Annotated in this window: 15 protein-coding genes; 3 read left to right on the top strand and 12 right to left on the bottom strand. The window is 54.0% G+C overall.

Annotated features, from left to right (window positions below):
• Window positions 1–247: 247 nt before the first annotated feature.
• The 4 genes from hemG to pepQ are packed head-to-tail and all read right to left on the bottom strand — an operon-like array spanning window position 248 to window position 4242.
• Window positions 248–793 (bottom strand): menaquinone-dependent protoporphyrinogen IX dehydrogenase, encoded by a 546-nt coding sequence (gene hemG, locus JGF26_RS21880; RefSeq protein ID WP_028018162.1) that lies wholly within the window; start codon window positions 791–793, stop codon window positions 248–250.
• Between the two features lie 10 nt (window positions 794–803).
• Window positions 804–2255 (bottom strand): Trk system potassium transporter TrkH, encoded by a 1452-nt coding sequence (gene trkH / locus JGF26_RS21875; protein WP_023309600.1) that lies wholly within the window; start codon window positions 2253–2255, stop codon window positions 804–806.
• 41 nt (window positions 2256–2296) lie between these two features.
• Entirely contained in the window at window positions 2297–2911 is a 615-nt protein-coding gene (locus JGF26_RS21870) for an IMPACT family protein (RefSeq protein ID WP_028018163.1), read from the bottom strand.
• Window positions 2911–4242 (bottom strand): Xaa-Pro dipeptidase, encoded by a 1332-nt coding sequence (gene pepQ, locus JGF26_RS21865; RefSeq protein WP_134708752.1) that lies wholly within the window; start codon window positions 4240–4242, stop codon window positions 2911–2913. The genes JGF26_RS21870 and pepQ overlap by 1 nt, the downstream gene beginning before the upstream one ends.
• 190 nt (window positions 4243–4432) lie before the next feature.
• On the opposite strand from pepQ, the gene fadB reads away from it, so the two are divergent.
• A complete protein-coding gene (fadB, locus tag JGF26_RS21860; protein ID WP_134708717.1) occupies window positions 4433–6622 on the top strand; it encodes a fatty acid oxidation complex subunit alpha FadB in 2190 nt (729 codons plus the stop codon).
• A gap of 9 nt (window positions 6623–6631) precedes the next feature.
• The gene (fadA, locus tag JGF26_RS21855; RefSeq protein WP_108091162.1) at window positions 6632–7795 is read left to right on the top strand and encodes an acetyl-CoA C-acyltransferase FadA; all 1164 of its coding nucleotides are present in this window, start codon (window positions 6632–6634) and stop codon (window positions 7793–7795) included.
• Window positions 7796–7977: 182 nt separating this feature from the next.
• On the opposite strand, the gene fre is transcribed toward fadA, so the two are convergent.
• Both fre and ubiD read right to left on the bottom strand, forming a co-directional pair.
• The gene (gene fre, locus JGF26_RS21850) at window positions 7978–8679 is read right to left on the bottom strand and encodes an NAD(P)H-flavin reductase (RefSeq protein WP_008501516.1); all 702 of its coding nucleotides are present in this window, start codon (window positions 8677–8679) and stop codon (window positions 7978–7980) included.
• A 43-nt stretch (window positions 8680–8722) separates the two neighbouring features.
• Window positions 8723–10216, bottom strand: coding sequence for a 4-hydroxy-3-polyprenylbenzoate decarboxylase (gene ubiD / locus JGF26_RS21845; RefSeq protein ID WP_167587229.1), 1494 nt, complete (start codon window positions 10214–10216; stop codon window positions 8723–8725).
• A gap of 170 nt (window positions 10217–10386) precedes the next feature.
• Here ubiD and rfaH point away from each other — a divergent pair, with 170 nt between their 5' ends.
• Window positions 10387–10878: a transcription/translation regulatory transformer protein RfaH gene (gene rfaH / locus JGF26_RS21840; RefSeq protein WP_028018168.1), complete on the top strand. Its 492-nt coding sequence runs from the start codon at window positions 10387–10389 to the stop codon at window positions 10876–10878.
• Here the strand turns inward: rfaH and tatD are convergent.
• From tatD to ubiJ, 6 genes are all read right to left on the bottom strand, one after another.
• Entirely contained in the window at window positions 10875–11657 is a 783-nt protein-coding gene (tatD, locus tag JGF26_RS21835; protein ID WP_134708719.1) for a 3'-5' ssDNA/RNA exonuclease TatD, read from the bottom strand. The genes rfaH and tatD overlap by 4 nt on opposite strands.
• Before the next feature lie 41 nt (window positions 11658–11698).
• A complete protein-coding gene (gene tatC / locus JGF26_RS21830) occupies window positions 11699–12469 on the bottom strand; it encodes a Sec-independent protein translocase subunit TatC (protein ID WP_028018170.1) in 771 nt (256 codons plus the stop codon).
• A gap of 2 nt (window positions 12470–12471) precedes the next feature.
• Complete coding sequence (tatB, locus tag JGF26_RS21825; RefSeq protein WP_134708721.1) at window positions 12472–13014, bottom strand: Sec-independent protein translocase protein TatB; 543 nt, start codon at window positions 13012–13014, stop codon at window positions 12472–12474.
• 3 nt (window positions 13015–13017) lie between these two features.
• On the bottom strand, window positions 13018–13272 hold the full coding sequence (gene tatA / locus JGF26_RS21820) for a Sec-independent protein translocase subunit TatA (RefSeq protein ID WP_028018172.1): 255 nt from the start codon (window positions 13270–13272) through the stop codon (window positions 13018–13020).
• Window positions 13273–13348: 76 nt separating this feature from the next.
• Entirely contained in the window at window positions 13349–14989 is a 1641-nt protein-coding gene (ubiB, locus tag JGF26_RS21815; RefSeq protein WP_028018173.1) for a ubiquinone biosynthesis regulatory protein kinase UbiB, read from the bottom strand.
• A complete protein-coding gene (ubiJ, locus tag JGF26_RS21810) occupies window positions 14986–15591 on the bottom strand; it encodes a ubiquinone biosynthesis protein UbiJ (protein ID WP_028018174.1) in 606 nt (201 codons plus the stop codon). The genes ubiB and ubiJ overlap by 4 nt, the downstream gene beginning before the upstream one ends.
• Between the last annotated feature and the right edge of the window lie 6 nt (window positions 15592–15597).

Below are 15597 nucleotides of genomic sequence, written 5' to 3'. Positions count from 1 at the left end.
AGTGCCCACACAGATTGTCTGATAAATTGTTAAAGAGCAGTGCCGCTTCGTTTTCGCTGCGGCGCGGGGTGTGCATATTACGCTTTCCCGCTACAGAGTCAAGCGTTTATTTTGCTTTTCTCTGCTGGCCCGGCGGCGTGTGTGCCGTTGTTCCGTGTCAGTGGAGGCGCATTATAGGGAGTTATTTCGACGTGACAAGCATAAAATACAAAAAACTTTTCGTTCGCTCACTTTTCAAACTCAACGCTTATTTAACCCGCGAATCGCCCGATAAATGCGCGATTTCACGCGCAAAACTGGCCACCTGCGACCAGTCGGTATAAACCACTTCTTTACGCGTATCGGTTTCGCCCCCCGTCATCTTCATAATCAGGCGGATCATGAAGCGGTCATACCAGCGATAGCGAGGATAACGCAGCGCACCAGCAAAGACGGCACAAAGGTCTGGCTGCCATGGAGAGTTCAGCAAGAACTTGCGCGTGTAGCTGTTGGTCTGCGGCGTACGCTTCTCTGCTTTACGAGCAACCAGATTGACCGAGTAGAACGCGCCAGGCAATTTGTTGAGCACCGCGGTGTGCTTTTTCACGAAGCGATCGAGTGCCGGATGAAAATGACCGTAACGAATTGACGCGCCAATCACCACGCGATCGTAATCCTGCCAGGTAATCTGTCCGACACGATTCAGGTTCACCACATCAGAGTAAATTCCCAGCTCTTTTAATTCCGAAGCCAGATACGCAGCAATCTCACGCGTTTGTCCGTCTCGCGTAGAGAAAAGAATAAGTGTTTTCATCAACGGCTCCTTATTCGCGCCAGAACGTTGGGGTGAACAGCACCAGCAACGTAAAGACCTCAAGACGGCCAAACAGCATATTGGCAATGAGGATCCATTTCGCAACCGGGTTCATACTGGCAAAGTTATCCGCCACAACCCCCAGGCCTGGCCCAAGGTTATTTAATGTTGCTACGACGGATGCAAAAGCAGAGAAATCATCCACCCCCGTCGCGATGATCGCCAGCATACTGACGATAAAGACCAGCGCATACGCCGAGAAGAAACCCCACACGGCTTCGAGGATACGTTCCGGCAGTGCCCGGTTTCCCAGTTTGATGCTGTAGACCGCGTTCGGGTGGACCAGACGTTTCAGTTCACGGTTGCCCTGCTTGAACAGCAGCAGAATACGAATCACCTTCAGACCACCGCCCGTGGAGCCCGCGCAGCCGCCGATAAACGCGGAACACAGCAGGAGCACCGGCAGGAACAGCGGCCAGCGCGCAATACTGTCCGTGGTAAACCCGGCGGTCGTCGCCATCGACACCACCTGGAAGAACGCCTGGTTTAACGTGGTCAACGCGGAGTTATAGACATCATGGAACCACAGCACCAGGGTACAGATGATAACCAGCGTAAGCTGAACGCCAATGAACATGCGGAACTCGGGGTCACGCCAGTACACTTTCAGGCTGCGCCCGCTGAGTAAAGAGAAGTGCAAACCGTAGTTACAGCCGGAAATCAGCAGGAAAATAGCAATGATGGTGTTAATCGTAGGACTGTCAAAGTAGCCCACGCTGGCATCGTGGGTGGAGAACCCGCCGATAGCAATCGTCGCAAAGCTGTGTCCGATAGCGTCGAATGCAGGCATCCCGGCAAACCATAATGCCAGCGCACAGGCCACAGTAAGCAGGACATAAATCAGCCACAGGGTTTTCGCCGTCTCGGCAATACGCGGGCGCATCTTGTTATCTTTCAGCGGTCCGGGCATTTCGGCACGATAGAGCTGCATCCCACCGACGCCCAGTATAGGCAGGATAGCCACCGCCAGGACGATGATCCCCATACCGCCGAACCATTGCAGCATCTGGCGATAAAAGAGAATAGCGTGCGGTAACGAATCCAGTCCCACCAGCGTCGTCGCTCCGGTTGTTGTTAAACCAGAGAACGATTCAAAAAATGCGTCCGTGATGCTCAGATTCGGTTGTTCGGAGAAGATAAAGGGCAAAGAACCGACACTTCCCAGTACCGTCCAGAACAGGACGACAATCAAAAATCCTTCGCGTGACTTCAGCTCGCCCTTCTGACGACGGTTAGGCCACCACAACAGAGAGCCGATCGCCAGCGCAACAAAGAAAGTCTGGGTAAATGCCCGCCCCGCGCCGTCCCGGTAGATAAGCGCCACCAGCCCAGGGAGAATCATCGTCCCGGAAAAGAGTATGACCAGCAGTCCAACGATTCGGGTTATGGCACGAAAATGCATCTCTGCCGCTTCCTTTGGTATTCAAAAAAGTGAGGTGGGGATTATTCTTCAATCGGCAGCAATTGCAACGAACCACGACTAAAATCAGCCAGTTTTGCTGAAAAAGCAGCCAGTTCCGCCTGAGGAAGCGCCACGCGTAATTGCACCATTGCCTGATATTCACTGTGCGCGATAACGCCGTTAAACTGCTTCAGCAACGCTTCGATACCGGATAACTGTCCGTAATCGCACAGTAAAGTATATTCTGTGAGTGGTGTTTTGCGGGTAGTTATCAGCAAATTCAGTGCCTGCTGAACTCCGCCGCCATACGCTTTAACCAGCCCACCCGTGCCTAACAGGATCCCGCCGTAGTAGCGCACCACCACGGCGGTAATTTCACCCACACCGCTGCCCATCAGCTGCGAAAGCATGGGTTTTCCGGCTGTGCCAGCCGGTTCACCGTCGTCGGAAAAGCCCAACTGCTGCGAATCGTCCGGAGGCCCCGCGACCCACGCCACACAGTGGTGACGTGCGTCAGGATGCTCCGCCCGAACAGATTCAACAAACGCCTTTGCCGCCTCTACGCCATCGGTATGTGCCAGCAGCGTAATAAAGCGGCTTTTCTTGATTTCCTCAACAAAGGTGACCGGTTCAGCCGGTATCAGCCAGCTTTCCATCAGGCCAGCTTCAGATCTCGCGTCATATTCTCGATACCGTTTTCGTGAACGACCACGTTATCTTCAATACGAATACCACCAAACGGTTTCAGCGCTTCAATTTTTTCCCAGTTGAAGTGTTTGCTGAACTGACCTTCACGCCAGGGTGCTAACAGCGATTCGATAAAGTAGATCCCCGGTTCAATCGTCAGCACCATACGTGGTTCAAGAATGCGGGTGCAGCGCAGGTAAGGATATTTAGACGGTGCCGCCAGGTGCGTGCCGGTATCATCCTGCATAAAGCCTGCAACATCGTGAACCTGCAGACCCAACGGGTGACCGATCCCGTGCGGCATGAATGGCCCGGTCAGATCGTTCTCGACCATCGCCTCTTCGCTCATGTCTTTCACAATCTGGTGCTTACGCAACAGCTTCGCGATGCGCTGATGGAACTGGATGTGGTAATCCACGTAACTGGTTCCCGCTTTCATGGTACTGATAAGGGCCAGCTGTTCGTCATTGACGTCTTTGATCAGATGCGCAAAGTCAGTATCCGCGTTTGCCGCCCATGTACGGGTCAGGTCAGCCGCATAACCGTTGTACTCCGCACCCGCATCCAGCAGGAAGCTGCGCATCTCCGACGGCACATGGTGATCGAGTTTGGTGTAGTGCAACACGGAAGCGTGTTCATTCAGCGCGACGATGTTGCTGTACGGCACGTCCGTATCACGGTGCCCGGTCGCGGTCAGGTAGGCCTGGTTGATGTCGAACTCGCTCATGCCAGACTGGAATGCTTCATGCGCGGCGCGGTGGCCGTTCACTGCCGTTTTTTGCGCTTCACGCATGCAGTAAAGTTCGTAGTCGGTTTTATATGCGCGATAGTAATGCAGGTAATCCAGCACCCCTTTCGGGTTAAGCTTGTCAGCCGGAATATCCAGGCCCAATGCACGCTCCGGAACAGGGCCAATATAGGCGATGTCGCCGCGTGCGGCAGGCAGTTGACTGCCAATGCCGTCGGCTTTTGGTAATGCAATGATATCCACTTCTTCCGTCCAGAAGCTGGTCGGCAGCGGTTCCACGTTGTGCCAGTAATCGACAGGCAGATAGAACCACAATTTTGGCTTATTCACGCCATCCACCAGCAGCCAGCAATTTGGAACCTGGGTTACCGGCACCCAGGCCTTAAACTGCGGGTTGACCTTAAACGGATAAGCATGGTCATCCAGAAAAGTATTCAAAAGCTCGCCAGAGTGGATTAACAGCGCATCCAGCTTAAAGCGGGCCAGTACATCGCGGGTACGTTCCTGTAGGGTAACGATATGATTTTTATAAAGCGAAGCCAGTGAGTCCATCATTCTTCCTTTCGTTTTATTGACCTCAAGTCATCGCATCTTAGCACACCTCACTCCGGCTGCGTGATTTACACCGACCGTGATCAATGCAGCAATTTCTTAATGAGTAATTTGCATTTTATTAACATAAATTCCACACTCCGATTCATCTGGTATGACCAGATCCAATTGCTGGATTCAGGAGACTGACATGCTCTACAAAGGCGACACCCTGTACCTCAACTGGCTGGAAGATGGCATTGCCGAACTGGTGTTCGATGCCCCCGGCTCAGTGAATAAGCTTGATACCGCGACGGTGGCCAGTCTTGGCCAGGCGCTGGATGTACTTGAAAAACAACCTGAATTAAAAGGGCTGCTGCTGCGTTCGAACAAAGCGGCCTTTATTGTCGGTGCCGATATCACCGAATTCCTTTCTCTGTTCCTGGTCCCGGAGGAACAGCTGAGCCAGTGGCTGCACTTTGCTAACAGCGTCTTTAATCGTCTGGAAGATCTGCCTGTCCCGACCATTTCCGCCGTTAATGGCTACGCGCTGGGCGGTGGCTGCGAATGCGTATTAGCAACTGATTACCGTCTGGCGACGCCGGACCTGCGCATCGGCCTGCCGGAAACCAAGCTGGGTATCATGCCGGGCTTTGGGGGTTCAGTGCGTATGCCGCGTATGCTGGGTGCCGACAGTGCACTTGAGATCATTGCCGCAGGTAAAGATGTTGGCGCAGAACAGGCGCAGAAAATCGGTCTGGTCGACGGCGTTGTGAAACCTGAGAAGCTTGTTGAAGGCGCACTCGCCATTCTGCGTCAGGCGATTAACGGCGATCTCGACTGGAAAGCCAAACGCCAGCCGAAGCTGGAACCATTAAAACTCAGCAAAATTGAAGCCGCCATGAGCTTCACCATTGCCAAAGGCATGGTGATGCAGACTGCAGGTAAACACTACCCTGCCCCCATCACCGCGGTGAAAACCATTGAAGCTGCGGCCCGCTTTGGCCGCGATGAAGCCCTGAAACTGGAAAACCAGAGTTTTGTCCCGCTGGCACACACCAATGAAGCTCGCGCGCTGGTTGGCATCTTCCTCAACGATCAGTTCGTGAAAGGTAAAGCGAAACAGCTGACCAAAAATGTGGAAACGCCGAAACATGCGGCGGTACTCGGTGCCGGCATTATGGGTGGCGGCATCGCTTATCAGTCAGCCTGGAAAGGCGTACCGGTGGTAATGAAGGATATCAGCGAGAAATCCCTGACGCTGGGCATGACCGAAGCGGCCAAACTGCTGAATAAACAGCTGGAACGCGGAAAAATTGACGGACTTAAGCTCGCAGGCGTGATCTCCACCATTCAGCCTGTGCTGGAATATACCGGCTTCGACCGTGTTGACGTAGTAGTCGAAGCCGTCGTTGAAAACCCGAAAGTTAAAAAAGCGGTGCTGGCGGAAACGGAAGACAAGGTTCGCCCGGATACCGTGCTGGCCTCTAACACCTCTACCATTCCTATCAGCGAACTGGCGAGCGTGCTTAAGCGTCCGGAAAACTTCTGTGGGATGCACTTCTTCAACCCGGTACACCGGATGCCGCTGGTCGAAGTGATCCGTGGGGAAAAAACCTCAGACGAAACCATCGCCAAAGTAGTGGCGTGGGCAAGCAAGATGGGCAAAACGCCGATCGTGGTTAACGACTGCCCGGGCTTCTTCGTCAACCGCGTACTGTTCCCTTACTTCGCCGGTTTCAGCCAGCTGCTGCGAGACGGTGCAGACTTCCGCAAAATCGACAAAGTGATGGAAAAACAATTCGGCTGGCCGATGGGCCCCGCGTATCTGTTGGATGTGGTCGGCATTGATACCGCGCATCACGCCCAGGCGGTGATGGCGGCGGGCTTCCCGCAGCGCATGCAGAAAGATTACCGCGACGCCATTGACGCTCTGTTCGACGCTAACCGCTTCGGTCAGAAAAACGGTCTTGGCTTCTGGCGTTATAAAGAAGACAGCAAAGGCAAACCGAAGAAAGAAGAAGACGCGGCGGTGGATAGCCTGCTGGCCGAAGTTAGTCAGCCAAAACGTGACTTCACTGACGATGAGATCATCGCCCGCATGATGATTCCGATGATCAACGAAGTGGTGCGTTGCCTGGAAGAAGGCATCATTGCCAGCCCGGCAGAAGCAGACATGGCGCTGGTGTACGGACTGGGCTTCCCTCCGTTCCACGGCGGCGCGTTCCGCTGGCTGGACACGCTCGGCAGCGCCCGCTATCTCGATATGGCTCAGCAATATCAGCACCTTGGCCCGCTTTATGAGGTGCCGGAAGGGCTGCGTAACAAAGCGCGCCATAACGAACCCTACTATCCAGCAGTTGAGCCAGCCCGTCCGGTTGGCGAGCTGAAAACGGCTTAAGGAGTCACAATGGAAAAGGTTGTCATTGTTGATGCGATTCGCACCCCGATGGGCCGTTCAAAAGGCGGTGCATTCCGTAACGTGCGTGCGGAAGACCTCTCCGCGCACCTGATGCGTAGCCTGCTGGCGCGTAACCCGGCGCTGGACCCAACCGCGCTCGACGATATCTACTGGGGCTGCGTACAGCAGACCCTGGAGCAAGGCTTCAACATCGCTCGTAACGCCTCGCTGCTGGCGGAGATCCCACATTCGGTTCCGGCAGTCACCGTCAACCGTCTTTGCGGTTCGTCAATGCAGGCGTTACATGATGCAGCACGTATGATCATGACCGGCGATGCTCAGGCCTGCCTGGTCGGCGGCGTGGAGCACATGGGGCACGTGCCGATGAGCCATGGGGTCGATTTCCACCCGGGTATGAGCCGCAACGTAGCAAAAGCGGCGGGGATGATGGGCCTGACCGCAGAGATGCTCTCCCGCCTGCACGGTATTAGCCGTGAAATGCAGGATACCTTTGCCGCACGCTCTCACGCTCGCGCATGGGCGGCGACACAGTCCGGTGCGTTTAAGAATGAGATCATCCCAACCGGTGGTCATGATGCAGACGGCGTTCTGAAGCAGTTCAGCTACGACGAAGTGATCCGCCCGGAAACCACGGTCGAAGCCCTTTCCACGCTGCGTCCGGCATTTGATCCAGTCACAGGAACAGTAACGGCAGGTACTTCTTCCGCGCTGTCCGACGGGGCTGCCGCGATGCTGGTGATGAGCGAAAGCCGTGCCCGCGAGTTAGGTTTAACCCCTCGCGCCCGGGTACGTTCAATGGCGGTCGTGGGTTGCGATCCTTCCATCATGGGTTACGGCCCGGTTCCAGCTTCGAAGCTGGCGCTGAAAAAAGCAGGATTAACCGCCAGTGATATCGACCTGTTTGAGATGAACGAAGCCTTCGCCGCGCAGATCCTGCCGTGCATTAAAGATCTGGGACTCATGGAGCAGATCGACGAGAAAATTAACCTCAACGGCGGCGCGATCGCCCTCGGGCATCCGCTGGGCTGCTCCGGGGCGCGTATCAGCACCACGCTGATTAACTTGATGGAGCGCAAAGATGCCCAGTTTGGTCTGGCAACGATGTGTATCGGGCTGGGTCAGGGTATCGCGACGGTGTTTGAGAGAGTGTAAATCAGGAAAAGTATCTCAAAGCCAATGCCGTCAGAACAAGGCGGCAAGCGAGCGAATCCCGATGAGCTTACTCAAGTAAGTGATTCGGGTGAACGAGCGCAGCCAACGCAGTTATGGCGTCATTGGCGAAGAGAGACAGTTTAGTTGCCGTTCTTCCCGCCTGTCAGGGGCGGGTTTTTTATTTAGATGAAGGCAAAAGCATCGCCGAAGAGACGGTCTTCACGCGCATCACGTTCGTTACAGAACAAGTCACGGGCAATTTTCGCCATCTCAAAACGGCCAGCGATATAGATATCGTGCCCTGCCAGTGTGCCATGATCCTGTAGCACCGCCGTCAGTACCGTACCGCTGCGTCCACGCCAGCCTTCTTCCGGCTGCTCAACCACCGGCTCTATGCGCAGGTTAGGATGGGTTACGCTCAGCGCTTCCAGTTCAGACAGGTCATAGAGATGTTTCTCTTCACGGCCACCCCAGTAAATGGTGATGTCACGGTCCGGGTTACGCGCCAGTGCGGTCAGCAGAATAGAGCGCACATAAGAGAAGCCCGTACCGCCCGCGATCAGGATCAGCGGACGGTCTTCGTCATCGCGCAGCCATGCATCACCATGAGGAATGTCGACCACAATCTCACGCTCTTTAAGAATGCGGTCCATGACGGCCATCGCATACAGGTTAAGCTCTGACGCACCAATATGAAGCTCAATAAATTCCTGCTCCGCTGGCGTTGAGGCCATAGAGAAAGGACGCTTATCACGCTCATCCATCACGACCATCAGGTACTGACCCGCGCGGAAAGAGAATGGCGCTTCTGGCACTAAACGGACGCGATATACGGTGTCGGTGATGGCATCTACCGAGGTCACTTTACAGCTTAAGGTTGTCATTCGCTCTCTCTGTCGGGAAGTCTATAGGGCTTAACGGTCAAGCTCAGGGTTTACCGTTATTCATTATGGCCAGCTTGTCCCAGATCGCGTCAATTCGCGCGGTCACTGCAGGATCTTTTTTGATCGGGCGACCCCATTCACGATCGGTTTCGCCAGGCCATTTATTGGTGGCATCCAGTCCCATTTTTGAGCCAAGACCGGAAACCGGCGAGGCAAAATCCAGGTAATCTATCGGCGTGTTTTCGACTAACACCGTATCGCGCGCCGGGTCCATTCGCGTGGTAATGGCCCAGATTACGTCATTCCAGTCGCGGGCGTTAACATCATCATCGCAGACAATAACAAACTTGGTATACATAAACTGGCGCAGGAAAGACCATACGCCCATCATCACGCGTTTCGCGTGACCAGGATACTGTTTCTTCATCGTGACCACCGCCATGCGATATGAGCATCCTTCAGGCGGCAGATAAAAATCAACAATTTCCGGGAACTGCTTTTGCAGGATCGGCACAAACACTTCATTCAGCGCCACTCCCAGTACCGCCGGTTCGTCCGGTGGACGTCCGGTATAGGTGGAGTGATAGATCGCATCTTCACGCTGTGTAATGTGCGTAACGGTAAACACCGGGAAGTTATCCACTTCGTTGTAATAGCCGGTATGGTCGCCGTAAGGGCCTTCTGGCGCCATTTCACCCTGCTCAATGTAACCTTCCAGCACAATTTCCGCACTGGCCGGAACTTCGAGATCGTTAGAAATACACTTCACGACTTCGGTTTTGGTTCCGCGCAGCAGGCCTGCAAACGCGTATTCAGAGAGTGTATCCGGCACGGGGGTCACCGCACCCAGAATGGTGGCCGGATCGGCACCTAACGCGACAGAGACAGGGAAACGTTCACCCGGATGCTCAGCACACCACTCCTGGAAATCAAGCGCGCCGCCGCGATGCGACAGCCAGCGCATGATGAGTTTATTCTTGCCAATTAATTGCTGACGGTAAATACCGAGATTTTGCCGCTCTTTGTGAGGGCCGCGCGTAACCGTCAACCCCCAGGTGATCAGCGGAGCAGCATCTTCAGGCCAGCACTGCATAATAGGGATTTTGGTCAGATCAACCACATCGCCTTCCAGCACTTTCTGCTGGCACGGCGCGCCGCGCAGGCGTTTAGTTGGCATGTTCAATACTTGCTTAAACTGTGGCAGTTTGTCGAACAGATCGCGGAAGCCTTTCGGCGGCTCTGGCTCTTTCAGAAACGCCAGCAGTTTACCCACTTCACGCAGCGCCGTAACGTCTTCCTGCCCCATCCCCAATGCAACACGACGTGGAGTACCAAACAGGTTGCACAACACCGGCATGGCGTACCCTTTCGGATTTTCAAACAGTAATGCGGGGCCACCGGCACGCAGGGTGCGGTCAGCAATTTCTGTCATCTCCAGATAAGGATCAACAGGAAGTGTAATGCGTTTGAGTTCACCCTGCTTTTCCAGCAGCGTCAGGAAGTCGCGGAGATCGTGGTATTTCATGCAGTTAGTCATGGCCTCTCTGTAAGCGCTTCATTATACGGCGTAAGCCTGCTTGATGCTGTAATTTTGTTAAATTAGCGTGAACTTATGCGTTCTGTTCCATTTTCCCCCATTATAATCAACTTAGCGATCCCGCCAGGGTTTTGATATGCTTGCGCCCCGAACTAAGGGAAAGAGTGATTATGCAGGCCTGGTATTTACTTTATTGCAAACGCGGGCAGCTTCAGCGCGCGCAGGAACATCTTGAACGTCAGTCTGTAAATTGCCTGACACCCGTGATCACGCTTGAAAAAATGCAGCGCGGGAAGCGCACAACCGTCAGTGAACCCTTATTTCCGAACTATCTGTTCGTGGAGTTCGACCCGGAAGTCATCCACACCACCACCATCAGCGCCACACGCGGTGTCAGCCACTTTGTACGCTTTGGTACCAGCCCGGCGATGGTTCCGTCAACGGTGATCCATCAACTTTCGGTTTATCAACAACCCGAAGGTATCACCGACCCGGAAACACCTTACTCAGGGGACTGCGTCGTCATCACGGAAGGTGCTTTCGAAGGGTTGCAGGCGATTTTCGCTGAACCGGACGGCGAAGCACGCTCCATGCTGTTGCTCAACCTGCTGAACAAACAGGTTCTGCAAAGCGTTAAAAACACCGACTTCCGCAAAGTTTAAAAATCGATCCCAAACAGGTGACGCACGTTGTCATCCGTCTGCGCGGAAAGCCAGTGGGGATCTTCTCCGCGCCGTTTCGCCACGTTCTCAACGATGTGCCCAAGATGTGCAGGTTCATTTCGCCGCGACGTCGGTTTGGGTTTCATGTCTCTCGGCAGCAGATAAGGCGCATCCGTTTCCAGGAGCAAACGATCAGCCGGGATTACCGGCAACAGCTCGCGAAGCTCAAGCCCGCGGCGCTCATCACAAACCCAGCCAGTGATCCCCAGAAAGAGCCCACGTTCCAGGCAATCCAAAGCCTCCTGTCGCGAACCGGTAAAGCAGTGCAGCACCGCACCGGGTATTTTATCCAGCCACGGGTTCAGAAGGGCAAGAAAACGCTCATGCGCGTCGCGGCAGTGCAAAAACACCGGCATTCCAAGCTCAGCTGCCAGCGCAAGTTGTGCCGTGAACGCTTTTTCCTGCTCTTCAGGCGTGGAAAAGTTACGGTTGAAATCGAGACCGCATTCGCCGATCGCCACCACTTCTGGCATCTTCGCCAGCCTGTACAGGGTATCGCCACTTTCCGCAGTCCACTGGCTGCTGTCATGAGGATGTACACCAGCGGTCGACCAGCAGCGCTCGTAGCGTTGCGCCAACAGCTGCGCCTGCTCGCTTTCATGCAGGTTGGTTCCTGTCAGCAACAGTCCTTTCACTCCGGCAGCAAACGCACGTGCAACGACCTCATCACGATCTTTCGCAAACTGCGAGCTGGTCAGGTTGAGTCCAATATCAAACATGCGAATCTCCATATAACAACCGCCCTGACGGGCGGTTGATTTTACTCTTCAGTGGTCTTGTCTGACGTATCGTCTTCGTCATCTGTTCGACGTCCTTTACCCACGTAGAAACGCGAGAAGAAGACACCGACCTCGAACAGGCAATACATCGGTATGGCCAGCAGCGTCTGGGAGAACACATCCGGCGGTGTCAGCAGCATGCCAACCACAAATGCACCGACCAGGATATACGGACGCTTCTTACGCAGATCATCAGGGGTAGTCACCCCTACCCAGCAAAGCAACACAATGGCCACCGGCACTTCGAATGCCACGCCAAAGGCCATAAACAGTGCCATCACAAAGCTGAGGTAGCTAGCGATATCCGTCGACACCTGGACACCTTCCGGCGCGGTATGCGTCAGGAAGCCAAAGGCCAGCGGGAAGACAACGAAATAGGCAAACGCCATGCCGATATAGAACAGCAGCGAGCTGGATACCAGCAGCGGGATCACCAGCTTGCGTTCGTGTTTGTACAGTGCCGGCGCCACAAATGCCCACACCTGGTAAAGAATGATCGGCGCAGACGCAATCAACGATACCCAGAAAGTAAGCTTAATAGGGGTGAAAAACGGTGATGCAACATCTGTTGCAATCATCGTTGCCCCCAGCGGCATCTGCTTGATCAGCGGCGCAGAGACCACTTGATAGATGTCATTGGCGAAGTAGACCAGACACAGGAATATGAGTAAAACTGCAATAATGCAGTTTAACAGTCGCTTACGCAGCTCTATAAGGTGCGTAATAAGCGGTTGAGTATCATCTACTGCCATGTTTACGCTTTATCACTCGACGATGGGGATGATTCGGAAACAGGTGCTACGGGCTTAACTTCAGCCGCTTTTACCGCTGGCTCTTCCGGCTGCGCCTGTTTTTTCGGTTCAGGTTCCTGCGGCGTTTGTTCAGGCGCTACAGCCTGATGTTCAGCGCTAGCAGGCGTTACGCCCTCGCGCTGCTCCTCGCTGCCCTTCACCACCGGGTTATGGATGGTGTTCGCTTCATCACTCGCTTTTTCAGGATCGTTAATGCTAAAGGAGCGCTTCATTGATTCCGCCGCTTCGCGCAGCTCATCCATTGAGGCTTTCAGTTCCGGCGTCAGGTTATCCATGCTCGCCTTCTCTACCTTTTTCAGGCTTTCCTGAAACTCCTGCAACTTAAGTTCCTGTGCCAGCTCATTCTGAACGGTCGATGCAAGCGATCTCAGCGCACGAACCCAGCCCGCAACAGTTTTCACCGCCACCGGCAGACGCTGCGGCCCCAAAACGATCAGGCCAATCACAAAGACCAGCAGCAGCTCACTAAAACCAATGTCGAACACGACTTACACCTGCTCTTTATCGTGGCGTTTAGCGTCTTCCTTTTTGGTTTCGTCTTGCTTGTCGGAGATGGATTTAGCAGTAAAGTCAGCGTCCTGGCTGGTTTTATCCTGCTTGCTCTCATCATCGCTCATCGCTTTCTTGAAGCCTTTGATAGACGCGCCCAGATCGGAACCGATAGAACCGAGCTTTTTGGTGCCGAACAGCAGCACGACGATGACGGCAATGATCAACAATTGCCAGATACTGATACCACCCATACATGTTCCTCAGGGATAGATGATTAATTAGTCAGGTCGCATTATACGTATGCAACCTGTCGATAGCGACGCAAAATCAGCGCGTCTTTCTCCAGCCAACGAGCCAGACAACCACGCCACCAGCCATCAACCAGGCGGGCATCATCTGCCAGTCCGGACGGTTGATCAGAAGCAGCGTACCACTTAGCAGCAGCGTTGCTCCAATCCCAAAAAGATAGCGTGACTGACCCTGGCGAGCACGGCTGGACTGAAGTTCGCGGGCGATTTTATCCATGCTGTGCTGAAGGTTCTTGCTCTGACGCAAACTGTCGTAAACCAGTTCAGGAATTTCAGGCATTTTTTCGATCCAGAACGGGCCTTTCTCTTTCAGTGAACGCACCAGTGCCGGAATGCCAACCTGATCTTTAATCCAGGATTCAAGGAAAGGTTTCGCGGTCTTCCACAAGTCTAACTGAGGATAGAGCTGTCGGCCTACACCCTCAACGTAAAGTAATGTTTTCTGAAGTAAAACTAACTGTGGCTGTACTTCCATGTTAAAGCGGCGAGCCGTGTTAAACAGGTTTAAAAGCACGTGTCCAAAGGAGATTTCCGCCAGTGGCTTCTCAAAAATCGGTTCGCAGACGGTTCGAATAGCAAACTCAAACTCTTCGACGTTGGTATCCGGTGGCACCCATCCGGAATCGACGTGCAGCTCGGCCACCTTACGGTAGTCGCGGTTGAAGAAAGCGATGAAATTCTCAGCAAGATAGCGTTTATCTTCTTTGTTCAACGACCCCACAATCCCACAGTCGATACCGATATACTTCGGATTCTCAGGATGTTCGTAGCTCACGAAGATATTGCCCGGGTGCATGTCCGCATGGAAGAAGCTATCGCGGAACACCTGGGTAAAGAAGACCTGTACGCCACGTTCGGCCAGCAACTTCATGTTCGTTCCCTGTTTCTCCAGGGCCGTCACATCCGAGACGGGAATACCGTAAATACGCTCCATTACCATCATATTCTGGCTACAGTAGTCAGAATAGACTTCGGGTACGTAGAGCATCGGGCTGTTTTCAAAGTTGCGACGCAGCTGAATGGCGTTTGCCGATTCACGCAGCAGATTAAGCTCATCAATCAGAGTTTTTTCATATTCCCGCACCACTTCCATCGGGCGCAGACGACGTCCATCAGGCAGCAAACGGGGCACCCAACGGGCCAACCGGTAAATCAGCTTCATGTCCGCTTTGATGATCGGCAGGATGTCCGGGCGAATAACCTTAATGACAACTTCTTTACCGTTTTCTTTCAGACGTGCTGTGTGGACTTGTGCGATAGAGGCCGACGCCAGAGGCTGGATGTCGAAATCGTCAAACCAGGTTTCGACGGGAATGTTGCCCATCGCCTCTTCGATCTGCTTTTTCGCGCGTGCGCCGTCAAACGGTGCAACGCGATCCTGCAGCATCGCCAGCTCATCCGCAATCAGAGGCGGGAAGAGATCGCGGCGAGTCGAAAGCATCTGACCGAATTTAATCCAGACCGGACCGAGCTCCTGCAGCGCCAAACGCAGACGTTCACCCAGCGGCTGTCCCTTATGTCGATTAGGCATCCAGAACAGCATCCGCCGCCAGATACGAAGCGGCAGCGTGATACGCATTTTAGGGATAAGCTCGTCGAGCCCGTAGCTCAAAAAGATGCGAATAATGAAATAGAGGCGCCGCATTTCACCAGGCGTCATTTGCCCTCCAGTTTTTCCAGCCGTTTGGTTAACGCATCAACCGCACGTTCAACAGCAGCGGTCTCTTCCGCAAACCACGCCACTTCCAGTGGTCCAGGGGCCATACGCCACTCTTCCGTCAGCACTTCCGCCGCATAGCGTTGTTGCCGTTGCAGGTTTTTACGCAAAAAAGCCGCCCCACCATGAATAGCTTTACCGACCCCTTCGGCGGCAATGTCACCAACAAAAGGTGCAAGCAGCTCTGCGGGGTCGAACTCGGCAAGGTCACTGAGCGCAACGAAATTCTGTACAACCTGAATGTCGCCTTCCACTTCCAGCTCACCGCTGCGGATCAGTGCAGTTAATTGCTGGCGGTCGCGTAATTTTGGCAACACGCTCATGTGCGTGATAACAGAGCAGTCGGCTTCACCCTCCCACTCACCCAGAACGTCAAGCTGGCGTTCGCTGAAAACCAGCACCAGCGGCGTCGAGAACTCTTTTAAAACAATGCGTAATACCTTCCCGTTAAGCCGCTGACGTGCAGCTTTCAGCGCCGGGGCGCGATACAGAAAGGCATTCAGTACATTCTCGATGCCAGCAGTGACCAGGGGTTTAAAGGGCACAAGACA

The organism is Enterobacter sp. E1, assembly GCF_016809815.1.
Taxonomy (GTDB): Bacteria; Pseudomonadota; Gammaproteobacteria; order Enterobacterales; family Enterobacteriaceae; genus Enterobacter; species Enterobacter adelaidei.
This window is presented reverse-complemented; position numbering and strand designations above follow the sequence as displayed.

Excerpts from the sequence above, each read along its gene's own strand:
- hemG (WP_028018162.1), bottom strand. The coding sequence starts at position 793 with ATGAAAACACTTATTCTTTTCTCTACGCGAGACGGACAAACGCGTGAG.
- trkH (WP_023309600.1), bottom strand. The coding sequence starts at position 2,255 with ATGCATTTTCGTGCCATAACCCGAATCGTTGGACTGCTGGTCATACTC.
- JGF26_RS21870 (WP_028018163.1), bottom strand. The coding sequence starts at position 2,911 with ATGGAAAGCTGGCTGATACCGGCTGAACCGGTCACCTTTGTTGAGGAA.
- pepQ (WP_134708752.1), bottom strand. The coding sequence starts at position 4,242 with ATGGACTCACTGGCTTCGCTTTATAAAAATCATATCGTTACCCTACAG.
- fadB (WP_134708717.1), top strand. The coding sequence starts at position 4,433 with ATGCTCTACAAAGGCGACACCCTGTACCTCAACTGGCTGGAAGATGGC.
- fadA (WP_108091162.1), top strand. The coding sequence starts at position 6,632 with ATGGAAAAGGTTGTCATTGTTGATGCGATTCGCACCCCGATGGGCCGT.
- fre (WP_008501516.1), bottom strand. The coding sequence starts at position 8,679 with ATGACAACCTTAAGCTGTAAAGTGACCTCGGTAGATGCCATCACCGAC.
- ubiD (WP_167587229.1), bottom strand. The coding sequence starts at position 10,216 with ATGACTAACTGCATGAAATACCACGATCTCCGCGACTTCCTGACGCTG.
- rfaH (WP_028018168.1), top strand. The coding sequence starts at position 10,387 with ATGCAGGCCTGGTATTTACTTTATTGCAAACGCGGGCAGCTTCAGCGC.
- tatD (WP_134708719.1), bottom strand. The coding sequence starts at position 11,657 with ATGTTTGATATTGGACTCAACCTGACCAGCTCGCAGTTTGCGAAAGAT.
- tatC (WP_028018170.1), bottom strand. The coding sequence starts at position 12,469 with ATGGCAGTAGATGATACTCAACCGCTTATTACGCACCTTATAGAGCTG.
- tatA (WP_028018172.1), bottom strand. The coding sequence starts at position 13,272 with ATGGGTGGTATCAGTATCTGGCAATTGTTGATCATTGCCGTCATCGTC.
- ubiB (WP_028018173.1), bottom strand. The coding sequence starts at position 14,989 with ATGACGCCTGGTGAAATGCGGCGCCTCTATTTCATTATTCGCATCTTT.